A 19,251-nucleotide genomic window follows, 5' to 3' on the forward strand; every position below is an offset into this window, starting at 1 on the left:
GCAGGCTAACCTACAAACCGGGAGACGTCCACGTGAACCAGTCAAGGCCCAAGGTCCGAATTTCCCGCGCCCTCGGCATCCCGCTCACTCCGAAGTGTGTGAAGTACTTCGAGCGCCGGCCGTACCCGCCCGGCGTGCACGGCCGGTCGCGGCGCAAGACCTCGGACTACCAGGTACGACTGCTGGAGAAGCAGCGCCTGCGGCACCAGTACAACGTCAGCGAGACCCAGCTGCGGCGGGCCTTCGACGACGCCGTACGACTCGACGGGAAGACCGGCGAGAACCTGGTCACCCTGCTGGAACGGCGACTCGACGCGGTGGTGCACCGGTCCGGACTGACCAAGACGATCTACCAGGCCCGGCAACTCGTCGCACACGGCCACTTCGCCGTCGACGGGATCAAGGTGGACCGCCCGTCCTACCGGCTGCGCCCCGGCCAGGTCGTCCGCGTACGCGAGCGCAGCCTCCAGAAGCCCCCGTTCCAGCTCGCCGCCACCGGGGCACAGGCCGGCTCCGGCCCCACCGCGCCCTACCTGTCGGTCAGCCTCACCGACCTCACCGTCACCCTGATCCGCCCACCCGCCCGCCGCGAAATCCCGATCATCTGCGACGAACAACTAGTAGTGGAGTTCTACTCCCGCTAACCATCTCCCCCTCCCCCCTCCCCCCTCCCCCGCCGCCCCCGCCGCCCACGCCGCCCACGCCGCCCACGCCGCCGATCTAGGGCAAATACGTGTGATTAGAGATCCACTAGCACGTATTTGCCCTAGATCGGCGAGTAGAGGCGCGCCCGCCCGGGGGCGGGCCCCGGGGGGGGAGGGGGCGGGGTGGGTTAGCGGGTTTGTTCTAGCCAGGAGGCGTAGAGGAGGGCGTAGGTGGAGGTGGGGTCGAGGATCAGGTCGTCGTGGGGGCCGCGTTGGACGATCCGGCCCCGGTCGACGACGATCACCTCGTCGGCCGCCTGGGCGGTGGAGAGGCGGTGTGCGATCGCCACCGTGGTACGGCCCCGGGTCACCGCGTCCAGGGTGCGTTGCAGGCGTACCTCGGTCGCCGGGTCCACCGCGCTGGTCGCCTCGTCCAGCACCAGCAGGTCCGGGTCGGCCACGTACGCGCGGGCCAGTGCCACCAGTTGCCGCTCTCCGACGCTCAGTGCCTCGCCGCGCTCGCCGACCCGGGTGTGCAGCCCGTCCGGCAGCCCGTCGACCCAGTCGGCCAGGCCGAGTTCGGCGAAGGTGGCCGCAAGTTCCTCGTCGGAGCAGCCCGGACGGCCGAAGCGGACATTCTCCGCCACGGTGGAGTCGAACAGGAACCCGTCCTGCGGCACCATCACCACCCGGGAGCGCAGCGACGAGAACCGCACCCGGTCCAGTGGGGCGCCGGAGAGCAGGACCGTACCGGTGGTCGGGTCCATCAGCCGGGTGAGCAGCTTGGCGAAGGTGGTCTTGCCGCTGCCGGTCTCGCCGACCACGGCGACCCGGCTCTTCGCCGGGATGTCCACGGTGATGTCGGACAGCACCGGCGGGCCGCCCGGATAGGCGAAGCCGATCTGCGCGAACCGTATCTCGATCGGCCCCTCGGGCAGGTCGACGCCCTGCTCACCGGGGTCGGCCACGTCCGGGGCCAGGTCGAGTACGTCGAGCACCCGGCGCCAGCCGGCGACCGCGTTCTGCGCCTCGTTGAGCACCTCGGTGGCGATCTGCACCGGCTGGATGAAGAGCGTGACCAGGAACAGGAACGCGGTGAGCTGGCCGATGCTGAGGGTGCCGTCGACGCCGAGCCGGACCCCGAGCACGACCACGGCGGCCAGCGCCAGCCCGGCCGAGATCTCGCCGGTGGAGAAGCTGACCACGTTGGTCCGGATGGCCCGCTGCTGGGCCCGGCGTTGCCCGTCGATGGCCTCGTCGATCCGTTTCGCGGTCCGCCCGGAGACGCCGTACGCCCGGATCACCGACGCGCCCACGACGCTTTCCGCGACCGCCCCGAGCAGGGCGCCCGTCCGCTGCCGGACCACGCCGTACACCAGCGCGAGCCGCTTCTGGAAGGCCCGGATGACCAGCACGGCGGGGACGAACGCGGCGAACACCACCAGCGTCAACTGCCACGAGTAGACCGCCATCACGGTCGCGGTCACCACCACCTGGCCGGCGCTGATCAGCAGGATGACGCCGCCCCACTGGAGGAACTGGGTGATCTGGTCGACGTCGCTGGTGACCCGGGAGACCAGGGAGCCGCGCCGTTCCGACTGCTGGTGCAGCATCGACAGGTCGTGGACGTGCCGGAACGCGCGGGTGCGTACCCCGGCCAGGGCGGTCTCGCTGACCGTGAACAGCCGGCGCATCATCAGGTAGCCGCAGATCGTGGTCAGCACCAGCACCGCGGCGGTCACCGCGACGACCACGCCGACGACGCCGAGGTCCGGGCCGCCGGGCGCGCGCAGGCCGCGGTCGATGCCCTGTTGGATCGCCACCGGTACGGCCGCCCGGCCGATCATCGACACCAGGGCGAGGGCGAGCGTGCCGGCGAGACCGGTACGCAGTTCCGGCGAGAGCGCCAGGCCACGCCGGAGCGTACGCCAGGTTCCCTCGGTCCGTTCGGTGCCGCCGCCGATGGCTCCGGTCGCGGTCGCCGTGTCGGCGCTCATGCCACCACCTCGCTGACGTCACCGTCGGCGGTGGCGGTGGCACGCGCCCCGGCACCGGTCGGCGGATCGGGGTCGACCGGCTCGTCCACGTACGCCTTCTCCCGCTCTCGTTCGGCTTCCGCCTTCTCGTAGGCGGTGACCAGGTCGGCGTAGCCGGGCACGGTGGCCAGCAGTTCGGGGTGGGTGCCGCGGGCGATCACCCGGCCCTGCTCGACGTAGATGACCTCGTCGGCGAGGGCGATGGTGGCCCGCCGGTACGCCACCACCAGGATCGAGGCGGCCGGCCCGGTGGCCCCGTCGTCGGCACCGGTCGGCGGTCCGCCCCGGCTGAGCGCGGCCAGGATCGCGGCCTCGACCCGGGGGTCGACCGCACTGGTCGCGTCGTCCAGGACCAGCAGGCGGGGCCGGCCGGCGAGGGCGCGGGCCAGGGTGAGCCGTTGGCGCTGGCCGCCGGAGAGCGAGGTGCCGCGCTCGCCGACCCGGGTGTCCAGCCCGTCGGGCAGGGCGGAGATGAAGCCGTCCGCCTCGGCCAGCCGCAGCGCCGCCCAGACGTCCTCGTCGCCGATGTCCGGCCGGTCGAGGGTGATGTTGGCGCGGACCGTGTCGTCGAAGATGAACGGCACCTGTGCCACCAGGGCGACGGTGTCGGTGAGCGAGGCCGCGGTCAGTGACCGTACGTCGACGTCGTCCAGGGCGATGGTGCCGGACTGCGGGTCGACCAGCCGTACGGCCAGCGAGACGATGGTCGACTTGCCGCAGCCGGTCGGGCCGACCAGGGCGACGGTGCGACCGGGCGGGACGGTGAACGAGACGTCGTGCAGCACCGGGATCCGGACCGACCGCGACCGCTCCGGCGGCAGCGGGTCGGCGGACGGGTCGGCAGCGGTCGGAGCGGCGGCGGGAGCGGCGGAACCGGTGGCGCGGGCCGGGTCGGTCGGGCCGCCCGGATCGGCGGCACCGGTCGGACCGCCGAGGCCCGAGTCGGCCCAGTCCGGGGGTTCGTAGCCGAACCCGACCCGGTCGAAGACGACGGTGGCCGGGCTGTTGTCGTGGCGGTCCAGCACGGTCTGCCCGTACGGCATGTCGCCGGTGGCGGTGAGGACCCGCTGGACCCGGTCCCAGCCGGCGACGCTGCGCGGCAGTTCGGCGAGCACCCAGCCGATCGCGCGTACGGGGAACGCCAGCACGGTGAACAGGAACGCGACGCTGACCAGTTCGGTCACGGTGACCGCGCCCTGGCGCAGCCGGAACGCCCCGACCAGCAGCACGGCCAGGGTGCCGAGGCTGGGCAGGGTGTCGAGCATCGGGTCGAACACGCCGCGCAGCCGGCCGACCGAGATCAGCGCGTCGCGCAGCTCGCCGGCCCGTACGGCGAACCGGGCGGTCTCCTGCGTCTCCCGGCCCATGGTCTTGACCACCAGGGCACCGTCGAAGCTCTCGTGCGCGATGGCGCTGACCTCGGCCCGCAGTTGCTGGGCTCGCGCCTGGCGGGGGGCCATCCGGCGGGAGTACACGACGTTGAGCGCGAACAGGGTCGGGAAGATCGCCATGCCGACCATGGCCAGCACCCAGTCGGTGACGAACAGCGAGCCGATCGCGGCCACCAGCATCACCAGCGTGCCGACGGCGAACGGCAGCGGCGCGATCGGGTACCAGGCGGCCTCGACGTCGGAGTTGGCGTTGGACAGCAGGGTTCCGGTGGCGTGCCGGTGGTGCCAGGACAGCGGCAGGTCCAGGTAGCGGCGGGTGACCCGGCGCCGGTAGCTCGCCTGGAGCCGGTACTGCATGTAACCGGCGGCGATCCGGCGGCCGAAGACGCCCAGCACCTTGAACAGGCTGACCCCGACCAGCGCGGCGGCGGCGAGCGCGACCAGCCCGGCGTCGGCCCGCCCGTCGGTGAGCGCGGGGACCACCACGTTCCCGACGATGGCGCCGACCACGTACGCGCTGGCGATGGTGACCAGCCCGAAGATCACGCTGCCGCTGACCGCCACCGCGAAGATCCGGGGTTCCTCGCGTATCGCCTGGCCGAGCACCCGCAGCCCGCGCCCGAGTACATCCCGACTTGTCCTGGTCGCCACTCGCTCCCCTGCCGTAAGCCATGGTTATCCACCCCATCCTTACCGATCTGGGGTGTGGGTGACGATCTGGGTCCGATTGTGTCTGCTGTCACAGCGACAGTGGCCCCCGCCGGCCGTCCCGCTCCCGAGCCGCCGGCACTGATCACGCCTACGATCGACACCATGCCTCGGTACGCCGAATCGGAACGCCAGTCGCTCGCCGACCTCCTGCTCACGCTCGGCCCGGACGCGCCGACCATCAACGAGGGCTGGGCGACCCGGCACATGGCTGCCCACCTGGTGCTCCGTGAGCGCCGGCCGGACGCCTCGATCGGGATCATGTTCCGCCCGTTGAGCGGACGCACCGAACGGCTGCTCCAGCAGTTCGCGGCCCAGCCGTACGCCGACCTGATCGCCCGGTTGCGGCGACCGCCCCGGTGGGGACCGCTGACCAACCCGCTGGTCGACGAGCTGGCCAACGGCCTCGAATTCCTGGTGCACCACGAGGACGTACGCCGGGCCCAGCCGGACTGGCAGCCCCGCGCCCTGTCGCCCGGTCACCAGGCGGCGGTCTGGAAGCAGGTGCCGCTGATGGCCCGGATGGCGCTGCGCCGGTTCCCGGCCGCGGTGCTCGTCCAGGCCCCGGGTCACGGCGAGCGGTCCACCGGTGCCGGCGGTGAGCAGCTGCGGGTGGTCGGCGCGCCCAGCGAGCTGGCGCTGTTCCTGATGGGCCGGCAGCGGGTGGCCCGGGTCCAACTGACCGGCCCGAACCCGCTGGCCGAACGGTTGCGCACGATCAAACTCGGAAACTGAACAGCCGGAGCGACCCGGCCCGACGCCCGCTTCGGGGGCACCCGTACACCGGTCCGGGCCCCGGACGCCGGCTGCCGCCCGACCTGGACCGCCGACCGCAGCGGACCGCCGGCTCGTCGTCCGCGCGCAACTTGCACCGGATCCGGTAACCCGCGGAGCGCCCGGTGGCCGTAGGCTTCATCGCGCATCTCTCCCGGACACCGCACCGCCCAGCGGCCCGTGGTGTCCGGTCCACCTCTCGATCCACCATCAACGGCGCGGACCCGATGCGGCGGGTCACGAGCGGTTGGGTACCGGGAGGCGTTCACCGGCACACCCCCGCTGGTGCATCCCGGCCGTGTTCGCCCGGCCGGTCCGTCCTTCGTGGATGGTCCGGCCGTGTTCACCCGGTCGGTCCGTCCTCCATGGACGGTGACCAGAGTGCCGTGCGCGCCTCGACGCCCGACCGCCGCCAGTCGCGGTGGGCCGTGCGACAGGGGGCAACATGCGGTCCTTCGCCGCGGCGGCACTCATCGCGCCGCCGTTTCCGGCGCGCCTCAACCCGCACGCCGCCGAGTCCGCCACCCGGTCCGCCCGGTGGGCGGCCGAACTCGGCCTGATCGTCACCTCCGACGCCGCCCGGCGACTCGACCGGGCGAACGCCGGTGAACTCGCCGGGCGGGCCTGCCCGGACGCCGACCCGGATCGGCTCGACCTGCTCACCGACCTGGTGACCTGGCTGTTCGCCTTCGACGACGCGTGCGACGACGACGGGCTGGGCGCCGATCCGGGTCGGCTGTCGCCGGTGGTGAGCCGACTGCTCGACGTACTCGACCTGCTCGGTGAGCCGCCGCCGACGGCGGTACTCGCCACCGCCGGCCCCACCGGCGCGGGACTGCACGACCTGTGTCGGCGGCTGCGCCGCAGCGAACAACCCGACCTGCTGGTCCGCTTCACCGCCCGGTTCCGCGACTACCTGCTCGCCCTGCTCTGGGAGGCCGCGAACCGGGAACACCACCGGGTGCCGGCGATCGACGAGTACATCCAGATGCGGCGGCACACCGGCGCCGTACACCCCAGTTTCACGCTGACCGACCACGCCCGCGACGCCCGGCCGGGGGCGGCGGCGCTCGCCGATCCGCAGCTGTCCGCGCTCGACCGGTGGGCCGCCGACCTGGTCTGCTGGTGCAACGACGTCTTCTCGTACGGCAAGGAGCGCCGGCTGGAACAGGACGGGCACAACCTGACCCTGGTGATCGCCCGGGAGACCGGGCAGGACGAGCAGACCGCGCTCGCCGACGCGGCCGGGCGGTTCAACCACGGTCTCGACGCGTACCTGCGGTTGGAGGAACTGGTGCTCGACGGCGCCGAGCCGGCGGTCACCCGATTCGTCGCCGGCCGCCGGGACTGGATCCGGGCCACCTACGACTGGTCCCTGCACGCCACCCGGTACGCCTGACCGGTCCGGGTCAGTCTTCCTCCCGCACCGAGGCGTCGGGCCGGCCGGCGGGGCAGCTCACCCGCACCTCGACCCGGCCGGCCCGGCCCTCGAAGGTCACCTCGGCCCGGTCGTCCGGGCCGGGGTCCACCTGTTTCACCGCGTAACCCTGGGCCGGGGTCCAGAGCACGAGCGAGACAGTACGGCCGTCGCACCGGGCCACCACCGTCCCGCCCGTGGTCGCGAACGGGGTACGCGTACCGGCGCCGCCGGTGCCGGCCGTCGACGGTGCACCGGTCGAGGATGGATCGACGGTCGACGGTGCACCGGTCGACGAGGGGCCGGCGGTCGGGGTGCCCGCCGGCGGCGTACCGATGGGTGGTTGGACCGGTCCGGACGGTGCGTCGGCGGCGGCGGCCAGGTCGCGGGCCAGGTCCCGTTCGTCGACGACCGGGCCGGCCGGGCCGGCGATGCCGGTGCCGATCAGCTCGACCGCCCCCAGTCCGGTGACCGTGGCGGCCACGGCGGCGGCGAGCCATCCGGCGACGGCGAGTACGGCACGGCGGGTCATCCCCCGACTATGCCCGGCGCGACGTTAAGGCGGGCACGGCGCGACGCTAAGGGAGGGTTAACGACACCCACGCGACCGGTCGGCCGGGGATACCGTTCCTGCTGTGGCCCGCCTCCTGCTGATCGAGGACGACCCGACGATCCGGCTGCCGCTGTTGCGTGCCCTGCGCGAGCGGGGCCACGCCGTCGCCGCCGCGCAGACCGCGCTCACCGGTTTGCAGGGCGTCCTCGACAACCGTCCCGACCTGGTCGTGCTCGACCTCGGCCTGCCCGACCTGGACGGCCTGGAACTGCTCCGGATGGTCCGGGCGGTGAGCACCATCCCGGTGATCATCGCCACCGCGCGGGACGACGAGGCGGAGATCGTCCGCGCCCTCGACGCGGGCGCCGACGACTACGTGGTGAAGCCGTTCACCGCCGCCCAACTCGACGCGCGGGTCCGTGCGGTGCTCCGCCGCGGACCGGAGCAGCCGAGCCGGCCACCGGTGCTGACCGTGGGTGAGCTGCGCATCGATCCGGGGGCGCGGACGGCCAGCCGGGCCGGCGTCGACCTGGGGCTGACCCCGCGCGAGTTCGACCTGCTGCACCACCTCGCCCGCCGGGCCGGGCAGGTGGTGAGCAAGCGGGAACTGCTCACCGAGGTGTGGCAGGTGCCGTACGGCAGCGCCGACAAGACCGTCGACGTGCACCTGTCCTGGCTGCGGCGCAAACTGGGCGAGACCGCCCAGCAGCCGGTCTACCTGCACACCGTACGCGGCGTGGGGGTCCGGCTCGGCGCACCGGAGCCGGGACCGGCAACCGAGTCCGGGCCGGCAACCGAGTCTGGACCGGCGGCCGGATCGGGACGGCCGGTGTGAGGCGGCGGCTGACGTTGCTGGTCGCGGCGACCATGTGCCTGGTCCTGCTCGCCTTCCTGGTGCCGCTGGCGGTGCTGCTGCGCCGGGTCGCGGTGGACCGGGCGACCGCCGACGCCGGGGCCGCCGTGCAGAACATGGCCGCGTTGGTGGGCAGTGCCGATCCGGATGCGCTGCGGTTCAGCGTCGAGCAGGTCGCCGCCGAATCCCACCGGCCGGTTACCGTTTTCCTGGCGGATGGCTCGGTGCTCGGCACCCCCACGCCGCGTACGGACGCGGTCGCGCTGGCCGCGCGGGGCACGAGCGTGACGGTGAGCCGGCCGGACGGGCGGGAGATCGTGGTCGCGGTACAGCGCCGGCCGGGCGAGACCGCGGTGATCCGTACCTTCGTGACCTCGGCGGAACTGGACCGGGGCGTGGGTCGGGCGTGGCTGCTGCTCACCGCGCTCGGCGCCACCCTGCTACTGCTCGGGCTCGTTGTCGCCGACCGGCTGGCTCGAACGCTGGTCCGGCCGATCGCGGAGCTGTCCGCGGTGTCGCACCGGCTGGCCCGAGCCGACCTCTCCGCGCGGGCCACCCCGACCGGGCCACCGGAACTGCGCGAGGTGGCCGGCGCGCTCAACCACCTCGCCGGCCGGATCCAGGAGTTGCTGCGCGACGAGCGCGAGCAGGTGGCCGACCTGTCGCACCGGCTGCGTACGCCGCTGACGGCGCTACGGCTGGAGTCCGAGGCGCTGACCGACCGGGCCGAGGCGGCCAGGATCACCGCGGCGGTCGACGCGCTGGAACGGGCCGTGACCGGGCTGATCCGGCAGGCCCGGCGGCACGGACCGACCGGCGTGGACGGCTGGTGCGACGCGACCCCGGTGCTCCGGGAGCGGGTCGAGTTCTGGTCGGCGCTGGCCGACGAGACCGACCGCCTGATCACGTCCGAGCTGGCGGCCGGGCCGCTGCCGGTGCGCCTCCCGACCGACGAACTCGCCGCGCTGGTGGACGCGCTGCTCGGCAACATCTTCGCGCACACCCCGGACGGCACCGGGTTCGCGGTCACGCTGGTCCGGCGCTCCGGCGGCGGGGCGGTACTGACCGTGGCGGACCGGGGACCGGGACTGCCCCGACCACTACTCGAACCCGGCCGTACGGGCACCTCGTCGCCACCGGAGACCGACCGCACGGCCGGCGGGGCGGTGGCCACCGGCAGCGCCGCGAGCAACGCCACCGGCACGGCGGCCGGGACGGTGCCGGCGCAGGTGCGGCGGGGCGGGAGTTTCGCCGGCTCGACCGGCCTGGGGCTGGACATCGCCCGCCGGGCGGCCCGGGACAGCGGCGGCGAGCTAAGGCTGGCCAACGATCCGTTCGGCGGGGCCAAAATCCGCGTCGAACTAGGCCCCCCACCACCCGCCCCACCCCCCACCGGCCCCCCAACAAGCAACCCCTAACCGTCGCCGCCCCCCACCACCGCTCTTCCCGCCGATCTTGCACTTGTGGCGCCCGAGTTAGGAGACTCGTCCGGATTTGTGTACGGCCACAAGTGCAAGATCGGCGCGCTACTCGTTGTGCGGCGGGGGGAGGGGGGCGATGGGGGGCTGCGGGGCTTTACCGGGGTTTAGCGGTGGCGCAGCGCGGCGCTATCGGGTGGCGGGCGAACCTGTGGTCAACGCAGGCAGCCGAACCGACAGTAGGCCGCCGAGGAGGTTCGTGATGACCCGCAAGACACTGATCCTGGTCGTGGGTGGCGTACTCGCCGTCGCCCTGGTCGGCACCGCGCTCGGCGCGGGCGCCGCCGAGCGGAGCACGGCCGGCGACGACACCGGCCGCCCCACCGCCGTCACGGGCACGGATCCGACCGGCCCCGAGCCCGACCCGACCGTCGCGGGCACCTCCGCCGACCCGACCGGACCGCTCGCGCCGACGGACGCCGGCACCCCCACGGATCCGGGCACCCCGACGGATGCCACCTCCACCGGGGCGACCCGGCCCTCGGCGACGGCCGACCGGACCGGCCCCGCCACCGAGCGGGTGAGCCGGGACCTGGCGGTCGATATCGCCCGCCGGCACGTTGGCGGCGGCCAGCTCGACAAGGTCGAGGTGGAGCAGGAGCACGGCCGCCGGGTGTGGAGCGTACGGCTGGTGCAGGACGGCAACCGGGTACGCGTCGACGTCGACGCTGCCACCGGCCGGGTCACCCGCACCGAACGGAAGTCCGCCGACGACTGACCCAGCACACGGATACGGGGAGCCGGCACCCGCCCGGCTCCCCGTACTCGTCGGTGAGCTGTCGATCAGCTCAGCCGTACCGCCGGTCTCAGTTGACGACGAAGAGCAGCCGGTTCGGCGAACCGCTGCCGGGGCTGCCGACCACGTTCTGGGTCGCGTTGTCGTAGAGGTAGTTGCGCACCTGGGTCGGCGTGTACGACGGGTTGGCCGAGAGCACCAAGGCGGCGGCGCCGGCCACGTGCGGTGCGGCCATCGACGTACCGCTGATGCTGTTGGTGGCGGTGTTGCTGGTGTACCAGGCCGACGTGATCGACGAGCCCGGCGCGAAGATGTCCAGGCAGGTGCCGATGTTCGAGTACGACGCGCGGGCGTCGGTGCTGGTGGTGGCGCCGACGGTGATCGCCGAGGCGGTACGGGCCGGCGACGAGTTGCAGGCGTTGGCATTGGAGTTGCCGGCCGCCAGGGCGTACGTGACGCCGGAGCTGATCGAGCTGGCGACCGCGTTGTCCAGGGCGGTGCTGGCGCCGCCGCCGAGGCTCATGTTGGCCACCGCGGGCTTGACCGCGTTCTGGGTGACCCAGTTGACGCCGGCAATGACGCCCGCGTTGGTGCCGCTGCCGGAGCAGTTGAGCACCCGTACGCCGACCAGCCGGACCGCCTTGGCCACACCGTACGCGCTGCCGCCGACGGTGCCGGCGACGTGCGTACCGTGCCCGTTGCAGTCGTCGGCCGAACCGCCGTCGACCGCGTCGTAGCCGCTGGTGGCCCGCCCGCCGAAGTCGTTGTGGGAGAACCGGATGCCGGTGTCGATAATGTACGCCCGCACGTTGCTGGCCGTGTTCGGGTACGTGTACGACTGGTTCAGCGGAAGGTTGCGCTGGTCGATCCGGTCCAGCCCCCAGGACGGCGGGTTGGTCTGGGTGGCGTTGATCGACACCACCTGGTCCTGCTCGACGTACGCGACGTCGGGGTGGGCGGCGAGGCGCTCGGCGGCCTTGGCGCTCAGCCGGGCCTCGAAGCCGTTGAGGGCCGCACCGTAGACCCGGGCCACGCTGCCGCCGTACTTGTCGGCGAGTGCGCCGGCCTTGGTCGGCACCGCCGCCGCAGCCCGTGCCGTGCCGGCGCTCGCGCCGACCGCGCCGTCCTTGAGGACCACGATGTAGCTGCCCGCGACCGCGGTGGGGCTGCCCGCGAGTCGTACCTCGCCGGTTGCCGGTGCGGCGATCGCCGGGCTGCTGGTGGCTACCGCAGCGGTCGCCGACGCGATGAAGATTCCGAGCGCCAGCCGGCGCGCGTAGCGCAAGTCCGCACGTGTCATCTTCCGACTCCTCCCTGATCGTCCGATCCTGGACTGATCGAGGTCAGTCTATGTAGAAAAATCATCGACGCTCTATATCGAAATCCTCATACCATGCGCCGTCCGGACCATCGGGGGGCCGGACGTTCGGCCACTGATCACCCCGGTCGCTCCGGGGGTAGCCGAGGCTGGACCCCACGCAATACTGTCTAGTAACGAACATTTAACGTGATGCCCGTCACGCACTCATATTCGGAAGGCTGACCCCCTCATGGCTTTCGACCTCCCGTACCGGTCCGTCCCGGACATGTTCCTGAAGCGCGTCGCCGCCACGCCCGACCGGCAGGCGTTCGGCTACCCCGCGCCGGACGACTCCGGGCCGGCCTGGCTGACCTGGTCCCAGGTCGGCCAGCGGGCCAAGGCGGTCGCCGCCGGCCTGTGTGAACTCGGCGTCGGGCGGGAGGACCGGGTCGCCATCCTGGCCGGCACCCGCCTCGACTGGGTCGTCGCCGACCTCGGCATCATGTGCGCGGGCGGCGCGACCACGACCGTCTACCCGACCACCGAGCCGGAGGACGCGAGCTTCATCGTGGCCGACTCCGGCTCCCGGGTGCTGATCGCGGAGAACGCCACCCAGGCCGGGAAGATCGCCGGGGCGAACCTGCCCGCGCTGACCCACGTCGTGCTGATCGACGGCGAGGCCGACCCGGCCGCGGCCGTACCCCAGCTCAGCCTCGCCGACCTGGAGATCCGGGGTACGCAGGTGCTCGACCAGGACCCCGAGCTGATCGAGCGGATCGTGGCGGAGATCGGCGGGGACGACCTGGCCACCCTGATCTACACCTCGGGCACCACCGGACAGCCGAAGGGCGTCGAGCTGCTGCACGCCGGTTGGGTCTGGGAGGGCGTACGCCAGGCCGAGTTCGAGCTGCTCCGGCCGGACGACCTGCAATACCTCTGGCTGCCGCTGTCGCACTCGTTCGGCAAGACGCTGATCTGCGGCGTGATCCACGTCGGCCTGCCGACGTACGTCGACGGGCGGGTGGACAAGCTGGTCGAACTGCTGTCGGTGGTCCGGCCGACGCTGATGTGCGGCGCGCCCCGGGTCTTCGAGAAGGTCTACAACAAGGCGGTCACCACGGCCCAGTCCGGCGGCGGCGCCAAGGCGAAGATCTTCACCTGGGCGGTCCGGACCGGCAAGGAGAAGGTACGACTGGAGCAGGCCGGTCACCCGGTGCCCGGCGGGCTGGCGTTCCGGTACCGGGTGGCCGAGAAACTCGTCTTCAGCAAGTTGCAGGCCCGACTCGGCGGCCGAATCCGGGTGCTGGTGTCCGGTGCCGCCCCGCTGAGCCCGGAGATCGGGGCGTTCTTCGCCGCCGCCAACCTGCCGATCTCGGAGGGCTACGGGCTGACCGAGACCAGCGCCGGCAACTTCGTCAACCGGCCCGGCCAGCTCCGGATCGGGACCGTGGGGCAGCCGCTCGGCGACCTGGAATGCAAGATCGACGCGGACGGCGAGGTGCTGCTCCGCGGGACCCCGGTGATGCGCGGCTACCACAACCTGCCGGCGGAGACCGCCGAGGCGTTCACCGATGACGGCTTCTTCCGTACCGGGGACATCGGCGCGCTCGACGACCAGGGCTACCTGAAGATCACCGACCGGAAGAAGGACCTGGTCAAGACGTCCGGCGGCAAGTACATCGCGCCGAGCCACATCGAGGGCCTGTTCAAGGCGCTGTGTCCGTACACCTCGCAGGCGGTGGTGATCGGCCAGGCCCGCAACTACTGCGTCATGCTGGTCACCCTGGACCCGGACGCGATCGCCGGCTGGGCCGTCGGTGGCCCGCTGGCCGACAAGCCGTACGCCGAGATCGTCGGCTCCGCCGAGGTGCGCGCCATGGTCGACGGGTACGTCAAGGAACTGAACGGCAAGCTCAACCGCTGGGAGACGATCAAGAAGGTCACCATCCTGTCCCGTGACCTGACCATCGAGGACGGCGAACTGACCCCCTCCCTGAAGATCAAGCGCCGTGGTGTGGAGGCCAACTTCGCCGGCGAGATCGACCGGATGTACGAGGGCACGCTCGCCGAGATCTGACCCCCCTCCGCGCTCGGCCGCTCCCCCGGCCGACGCCGATCAGGGGCTGCCCGACCGGTGGCGCACCCCGCCCGCCGAGCAGCCCCTGATCCGGGTACCCGGATCGACCCGCCGTCACGCGACAAGCGCCGGCTCCCTACCGTGGGCAGCCGTCACGCGATGACCGCCGGCTCCCTCCACTGTGGACGGGACGCGGAGCGGTCCAGGTCGTAGCGGACCGCCGCGATCCGGTGCACCGCCTCGACCAGGTCGGCGGCCGGCAGGGTGAACGGCAGTCGCAGGAAACGTTCGAGGGTGCCGTCCAGCCCGAACCGGGGGCCGGGAGCCAGCCGTACGCCGACCTCCTCGGCGGCCCGGGACAGGGCGCTGGAGATCGGCCCGTCCAACTCGGCCCAGAGCGTCACCCCGCCCTGCGGCACGGTGATCTGCCAGTCCGGCAACGACTCACGCAACGCGCCGAGCAGGGCGTCGCGCTGCTCGGTCAGCTGGAGCCGGCGGGCGGCCACGATCGTCGCGGCGTCGGCGAGCAGGCGTACGGCGACCAGCTGGTCCAGCACCGGGCTGGCCATGTCGACCCCGACCCGGGCCGCGGCCAGCCGCTGTACCTGTGGTGCCGAGGCGCGTACCCAGCCGATCCGCAGGCCGCCCCAGTAGGGCTTGCTCATTCCGCCGATGGAGATCACTCGGGAGTGCCGGTCGAAGACCGCGGCCGGCGGTGGCATCGGGGCGCCGGTCAGCGGCAGGTCCACGAAGGACTCGTCGACGACCAGGTCGGTGCCGCCGGCGTGGGCCGCAGCGACCACCCGCTCGCGCAGGTCGGCCGACATCAGGTGCCCGGTCGGGTTCTGGAACTCCGGGATCAGGTAGGCCAGCCGCGGCCGGCTCTGGCGCAGCGCACTGAGCAGCAGTTCCGCGTCCCAGCCGGCACCACCGGGCGCCAGACCGTGGGTGGCGATGCGGGCCCGCCGCGCGGCCAGCGCGGCCAGCGCGTTGGGATAGGTCGGCGATTCGACCAGTACGCTGCCGCCGGTCGGCAGGGCCAGCCGGAGCACCAGGTCGAGTGCGTGCTGGGTGCCGCTGGTCACCATGATCTGCTCGGCGGTGGTCGGCAGTCCCCGTTCGGTGTAACCGGACGCGATCGCCTCGCGCAGTTCAACGATGCCGGTCGGGTGGTAACCGGCCCCGCCGAGGTAGCGGGGCAGGTCCTCGGCGGCGGCGCGGGCGGCCGGCACCAGTTCGGCCGGCGCGGCGAGCGCGGCACAGCCCAGGTCGATCATGTCGAGGTCGTCCTGCGGGGTCCAGAGACCGGAGCTGGCCACCCGGTGTCCGCCGGGCAGCATGGTCCAGCTCCCGGCGCCGCGCCGGCTGTTCAGGTGGCCGCTCTCGCGCAGTTCCCGGTACGCCGCGGTGACCGTGGTCCGACTGACCAGCAGCGCCTCGGCGAGTTCCCGCTCGGCGGGTAGCCGTACGCCCAGCGGCAGCCGGCCGTCGGCGAGCAGTCCGCGTACGGAGCTGGCGAGGGCGAGGTAGTCCGGGCTACGCCGGCGGCCCGGCAACGAATGCCACTGACCCAGCAGACGAGCCAATTGTGTGCCACGCACCAGCACCGTCATGGCCACCCACCCTCAATTGGCTCTCTCGCTGGCCGCGAATTGGTACTTAGAGTGGCATCCGTGACCGAGATTGGCAACCTTCGTGACCGGCTGACCCGACGCCTGGTCCAGCTCTTCGCCGGCCTGACCCTGTACGGCTTCAGCATGGCGTTGATGATCGAGTCGACGCTCGGCCTCGACCCGTGGGACGTCTTCCACCAGGGCCTCGCGGAACGCACCGGCCTCTCGTTCGGCACGGTGGTGATCGTGGTCGGCGCCCTGGTACTGCTGCTCTGGATCCCGCTGCGGCAGCGCCCCGGCATCGGCACGATCGGCAACGTGGTGGTGATCGGCCTGGTGGTCGACGCCGGCCGGTACCTGCTGCCGACCCCGTCCCCGCTCGCCGCCCGGATCGGGTTCCTGGTCGCCGGCATCCTGCTCAACGGGGTGGCCACCGGCCTCTACCTGGGCGCCCGGCTCGGCCCCGGCCCCCGGGACGGGCTGATGACCGGCTTCGTCGCCCGCCGTCCGGGCCGCTCCATCCGCCTGGTCCGTACGGTCATCGAGGTGGGTGTGCTCGCGATCGGCGTACTGCTCGGTGGCACGATCGGCGTCGGCACCGTCGCCTACGCCCTGGCCATCGGGCCGCTCGCCCACCTGTTCATCCCGATGTTCCACATCCCGCCCACCGCCGCCGGACCCGCCCCCGGTCAGCCGGTCACGGCCACCGCCGGACCCGTATAGATGAAGGTCATCGTCGCAGGTCCCGGCCGTGTACGAGGGTGAGGCGGGAAACACAGTCCCCACAATGGTTCCCTCCACGGCGATCACACGTCATCATTTCCCCATGGGGGATGAGGGGTGGCGTTGGGCGGACGCCTGGATCTTCGTGTCGCTCGTGATCGCCGGAGGCGCCGGTCGACACAGACGGTCCGCGACCACCCGACGACCCGAGGGCGTACGCCTGGCCGACGTCCTCTCCACCGCCGATCACCTCAACCACGCCATCCCCGGCCGACACGAGGTCGAGGCGGCCGTACGCCGGCTCGCCGGTGCCGAGCTGATCAACGTGGCGGACGGCTGGTTCCGGGTCACCCCGGCCGGCGAACAACTCTGGCGCACACGTCCACGCAACGGCCTGGCCAGCGCGGTCGAGACGGTGCACGCGGTGCTGAGCCGGCGAGCCGCTCCCGGCTCAGCCGACTGGGACCTCCACGAGGACGAGCACGCCGCGGCCGTACTGGAGTTCTCGGCCCGCACCAGCGTCCCCCGCCCCCGCCGCTCCCCCGAGAACGACCCGACCTGACCCACCGGACAGCGCGACGATCTTGCACTTGTGGTGGTACACAAACCCGGATGAGTGCCCCGATTCGGGCGCCACAACTGCAAGATCGTCGGAGAGGACCGGGGGACGCGGCGGTTAGCGGCGGATCGGGTGGCCGGCGTGGTGCAGGGCGTCCTTGACCTCGCCGATGGTCAGCTCGCCGAAGTGGAAGACGCTGGCCGCGAGCACCGCGTCGGCGCCCGCCTCGACCGCCGGGGGGAAGTCGGCCACCGCGCCGGCACCGCCGCTGGCGACCACCGGCACCTCGACCACCTGCCGCACCGCGCCGATCAGGGCCAGGTCGAAGCCGGCCTTGGTGCCGTCGGCGTCCATCGAGTTGAGCAGGAGCTCTCCGGCGCCCAACTCGGCGGCGCGCCGCGCCCACTCGACCGCGTCCAGGCCGGTGCCCCGACGACCGCCGTGCGTGGTGACCTCGAACCCGCTGGGGGTGGTGCCGGCCGGTGCCCGCCGTACGTCCAGCGACAGCACCAGCACCTGGCTGCCGAACCGGTCGGCGATCTCGGCGATCAGCTCCGGTCGGGCGATCGCGGCGGTGTTGACCCCAACCTTGTCCGCGCCGGCCCGCAGCAGGGTGTCCACGTCGGCGACCTTGCGTACGCCACCACCGACGGTCAGCGGGATGAAGACCGACTCGGCGGTCCGGCGCACCACCTCCAGCATGGTGCCCCGGTCGTCCACCGAGGCGGTGACGTCGAGGAAGGTCAACTCGTCCGCACCGGCCCGGTCGTACGCGGCGGCCAGCTCGACCGGGTCGCCCGCGTCGCGCAGGTCGAGGAAGTTGACCCCCTTGACCACCCGCCCGGCGTCCACGTCGAGACAGGGAATCACGCGCACCGCCACGGTCATGGGTCGAGCTTAACCGCCCACCCGGGCCGCACCGACCGCGCGGCGGTCAGGTCCGGCCCGGGGGTACGGGCCACCGTCAGAGCCGGACCAGCATCTTGCCCAGGTTCTCGCCGCGCAGCAGCCCGAGGAACGCCGCCGGGGCGTTGTCGAGGCCCTCGACGACGGTTTCGTCGTACCGGATCTGCCCGGAACTCAGCCAACCGGACATCTCTTCGAGGAACTGCCGACGCAGGCCGAGGTGGTCGTGGATCAGGAATCCGCGCAGGGTGAGCCGCTTGGAGATGGTCAGCGCCAGGTTGCGCGGTGCCGCTACCGGCTCGGTCGCGTTGTACTGGCCGATCATGCCGCAGATCGCCACCCGGCCGTGCAGCCGGAGCGCGGACAGGGCGGCCTCCAGGTGGTCGCCGCCGACGTTGTCGAAGTAGACGTCGATGCCGTCCGGTGCGGCCTGCCCCAGCGACGTGCGTACCGGCTGGTCGCGGTAGTTGAACGCGGCGTCGAAGCCGAGTTCGAGCAGCCGCTGCACCTTCTCGGCGGTGCCGGCGCTGCCGACCACCCGCCCGGCGCCCTTCAGCTTGGCGATCTGGCCGGCGAGGCTGCCCACCGCACCGGCGGCGGCCGACACGAAGACGTCCTCGCCCGGCTGGAGCGCGGCGACGTCGAGCAACCCGGCGTACGCGGTCAGCCCGATCCCGCCGAGCGGCCCGAGGTACGCCGACACCGGTGCGACGTCCCCGTCGACCCGGTGTGCGCCGTCGGCGTCGACAACGGCGTACTCCCGCCAGCCCTGGTTGTGCTGTACCAGGTCACCGGGGTGGAACGCCTCGGTCTCGCTGGCGATCACCTCGCCGATCGCGCCGCCGTCGAGCGGGGCGCCGAGCTGGTACGGCGGCGCGTACGACCTGACGTCGTTCATCCGCCCCCGCATGTACGGGTCGACCGACATGAGCTGGTTGCGGACCAGCACCTGCCCCGGTCCGGGGTCCGGCACCGGCACCTTGACCAAGTTGAAGTTCTCCAGCGTCGGCCAGCCGTGCGGTCGGCTGGCCAGGTGGATCTCCCGGCCGGTGCGGCTCACCGGGTCTGCCCGAGACGCAGGTCGACCTCGACGTTCCCGCGTACGGCGTTGGAGTAGGGGCAGACCTGGTGGGCCTGCTCGACCAGCTGCTCGGCGGTGGCCCGGTCGATCTCGGGCAGGTCCACCACGAGCGTCACGGCCAGGCCGAAGGCGCCGGCGTCGCCGCGTCCGAGGCCCACCTCGGCGGTGACCACGGAACCGGTGACGTCGGCCCTGGCCTTGCGGCCGATCAGTTTGAGCGCGGAGTGGAAGCAGGCCGCGTAGCCGGCGGCGAAGAGCTGTTCGGGGTTGCTGCCGCCGCCCTCGCCGCCCATCTCCTTCGGTACGGCGAGGTCGATCTCCAGGGTCCCGTCGGTGGTACGCACCCTGCCTCCCCGGCCCTCGCCGGTGGACTGGGCCTGCGTGCTGTAGAGCACCTGCATG

Annotated in this window: 16 protein-coding genes and 1 pseudogene; 9 read left to right on the forward strand and 8 right to left on the reverse strand. The window is 72.5% G+C overall.

Annotated features, from left to right (window positions below; translation table 11 throughout):
• Positions 1-32: 32 nt before the first annotated feature.
• Positions 33-644, forward strand: coding sequence for a 30S ribosomal protein S4 (gene rpsD, locus OG792_RS23730; protein ID WP_329102381.1), 612 nt, complete (start codon positions 33-35; stop codon positions 642-644).
• A gap of 188 nt (positions 645-832) precedes the next feature.
• Here rpsD and OG792_RS23735 read toward each other — a convergent pair whose 3' ends face one another.
• Both OG792_RS23735 and OG792_RS23740 read right to left on the reverse strand, forming a co-directional pair.
• Complete coding sequence (locus OG792_RS23735; protein ID WP_329102384.1) at positions 833-2,641, reverse strand: ABC transporter ATP-binding protein; 1,809 nt, start codon at positions 2,639-2,641, stop codon at positions 833-835.
• Positions 2,638-4,722, reverse strand: a complete 2,085-nt coding sequence (locus OG792_RS23740; protein WP_329102386.1) for an ABC transporter ATP-binding protein — start codon at positions 4,720-4,722, stop codon at positions 2,638-2,640. The genes OG792_RS23735 and OG792_RS23740 overlap by 4 nt, the downstream gene beginning before the upstream one ends.
• A gap of 162 nt (positions 4,723-4,884) precedes the next feature.
• Between OG792_RS23740 and OG792_RS23745 the strand changes: the two genes are divergently transcribed.
• Together OG792_RS23745 and OG792_RS23750 are read left to right on the forward strand one after the other, a co-directional pair.
• Positions 4,885-5,514, forward strand: coding sequence for a TIGR03085 family metal-binding protein (locus OG792_RS23745; RefSeq protein WP_329102387.1), 630 nt, complete (start codon positions 4,885-4,887; stop codon positions 5,512-5,514).
• Positions 5,515-5,998: 484 nt separating this feature from the next.
• Entirely contained in the window at positions 5,999-6,952 is a 954-nt protein-coding gene (locus OG792_RS23750; RefSeq protein ID WP_329102389.1) for a terpene synthase family protein, read from the forward strand.
• A gap of 10 nt (positions 6,953-6,962) precedes the next feature.
• Here OG792_RS23750 and OG792_RS23755 read toward each other — a convergent pair whose 3' ends face one another.
• Positions 6,963-7,502, reverse strand: a complete 540-nt coding sequence (locus tag OG792_RS23755) for a septum formation initiator (RefSeq protein WP_329102391.1) — start codon at positions 7,500-7,502, stop codon at positions 6,963-6,965.
• Between the two features lie 103 nt (positions 7,503-7,605).
• Between OG792_RS23755 and OG792_RS23760 the strand changes: the two genes are divergently transcribed.
• From OG792_RS23760 to OG792_RS23770, 3 genes are all read left to right on the forward strand, one after another.
• Entirely contained in the window at positions 7,606-8,358 is a 753-nt protein-coding gene (locus OG792_RS23760) for a response regulator transcription factor (RefSeq protein ID WP_329102393.1), read from the forward strand.
• Entirely contained in the window at positions 8,355-9,794 is a 1,440-nt protein-coding gene (locus OG792_RS23765) for a HAMP domain-containing sensor histidine kinase (protein ID WP_329102395.1), read from the forward strand. The genes OG792_RS23760 and OG792_RS23765 overlap by 4 nt, the downstream gene beginning before the upstream one ends.
• Before the next feature lie 262 nt (positions 9,795-10,056).
• Positions 10,057-10,572 (forward strand): PepSY domain-containing protein, encoded by a 516-nt coding sequence (locus tag OG792_RS23770; protein ID WP_329102397.1) that lies wholly within the window; start codon positions 10,057-10,059, stop codon positions 10,570-10,572.
• 88 nt (positions 10,573-10,660) lie between these two features.
• Here OG792_RS23770 and OG792_RS23775 read toward each other — a convergent pair whose 3' ends face one another.
• Positions 10,661-11,890 carry a S8 family peptidase gene (locus OG792_RS23775; protein ID WP_329102399.1) on the reverse strand — a complete coding sequence of 410 codons (1,230 nt, stop codon included), beginning with the start codon at positions 11,888-11,890 and terminating at the stop codon, positions 10,661-10,663.
• 250 nt (positions 11,891-12,140) lie between these two features.
• Here OG792_RS23775 and OG792_RS23780 point away from each other — a divergent pair, with 250 nt between their 5' ends.
• Entirely contained in the window at positions 12,141-13,967 is a 1,827-nt protein-coding gene (locus OG792_RS23780) for an AMP-dependent synthetase/ligase (RefSeq protein ID WP_329102401.1), read from the forward strand.
• Positions 13,968-14,119: 152 nt separating this feature from the next.
• Here OG792_RS23780 and yczR read toward each other — a convergent pair whose 3' ends face one another.
• A complete protein-coding gene (gene yczR / locus OG792_RS23785; protein ID WP_329102402.1) occupies positions 14,120-15,580 on the reverse strand; it encodes a MocR-like transcription factor YczR in 1,461 nt (486 codons plus the stop codon).
• A 60-nt stretch (positions 15,581-15,640) separates the two neighbouring features.
• On the opposite strand from yczR, the pseudogene yczE reads away from it, so the two are divergent.
• A pseudogene (yczE, locus tag OG792_RS23790) lies at positions 15,641-16,307 on the forward strand (membrane protein YczE).
• 99 nt (positions 16,308-16,406) lie between these two features.
• Positions 16,407-16,865, forward strand: coding sequence for a hypothetical protein (locus OG792_RS23795; RefSeq protein WP_329102406.1), 459 nt, complete (start codon positions 16,407-16,409; stop codon positions 16,863-16,865).
• A 114-nt stretch (positions 16,866-16,979) separates the two neighbouring features.
• On the opposite strand, the gene hisF is transcribed toward OG792_RS23795, so the two are convergent.
• From hisF to OG792_RS23810, 3 genes are all read right to left on the reverse strand, one after another.
• Positions 16,980-17,750, reverse strand: a complete 771-nt coding sequence (gene hisF / locus OG792_RS23800; protein WP_329102408.1) for an imidazole glycerol phosphate synthase subunit HisF — start codon at positions 17,748-17,750, stop codon at positions 16,980-16,982.
• 76 nt (positions 17,751-17,826) lie between these two features.
• Positions 17,827-18,828 (reverse strand): NADP-dependent oxidoreductase, encoded by a 1,002-nt coding sequence (locus OG792_RS23805; RefSeq protein ID WP_329102410.1) that lies wholly within the window; start codon positions 18,826-18,828, stop codon positions 17,827-17,829.
• Positions 18,825-19,250: an organic hydroperoxide resistance protein gene (locus OG792_RS23810; RefSeq protein WP_329111395.1), complete on the reverse strand. Its 426-nt coding sequence runs from the start codon at positions 19,248-19,250 to the stop codon at positions 18,825-18,827. The genes OG792_RS23805 and OG792_RS23810 overlap by 4 nt, the downstream gene beginning before the upstream one ends.
• Position 19,251 lies beyond the last annotated feature (1 nt).

Source organism: Micromonospora sp. NBC_01699, from assembly GCF_036250065.1.
Classification (GTDB): Bacteria; Actinomycetota; Actinomycetes; order Mycobacteriales; family Micromonosporaceae; genus Micromonospora_G.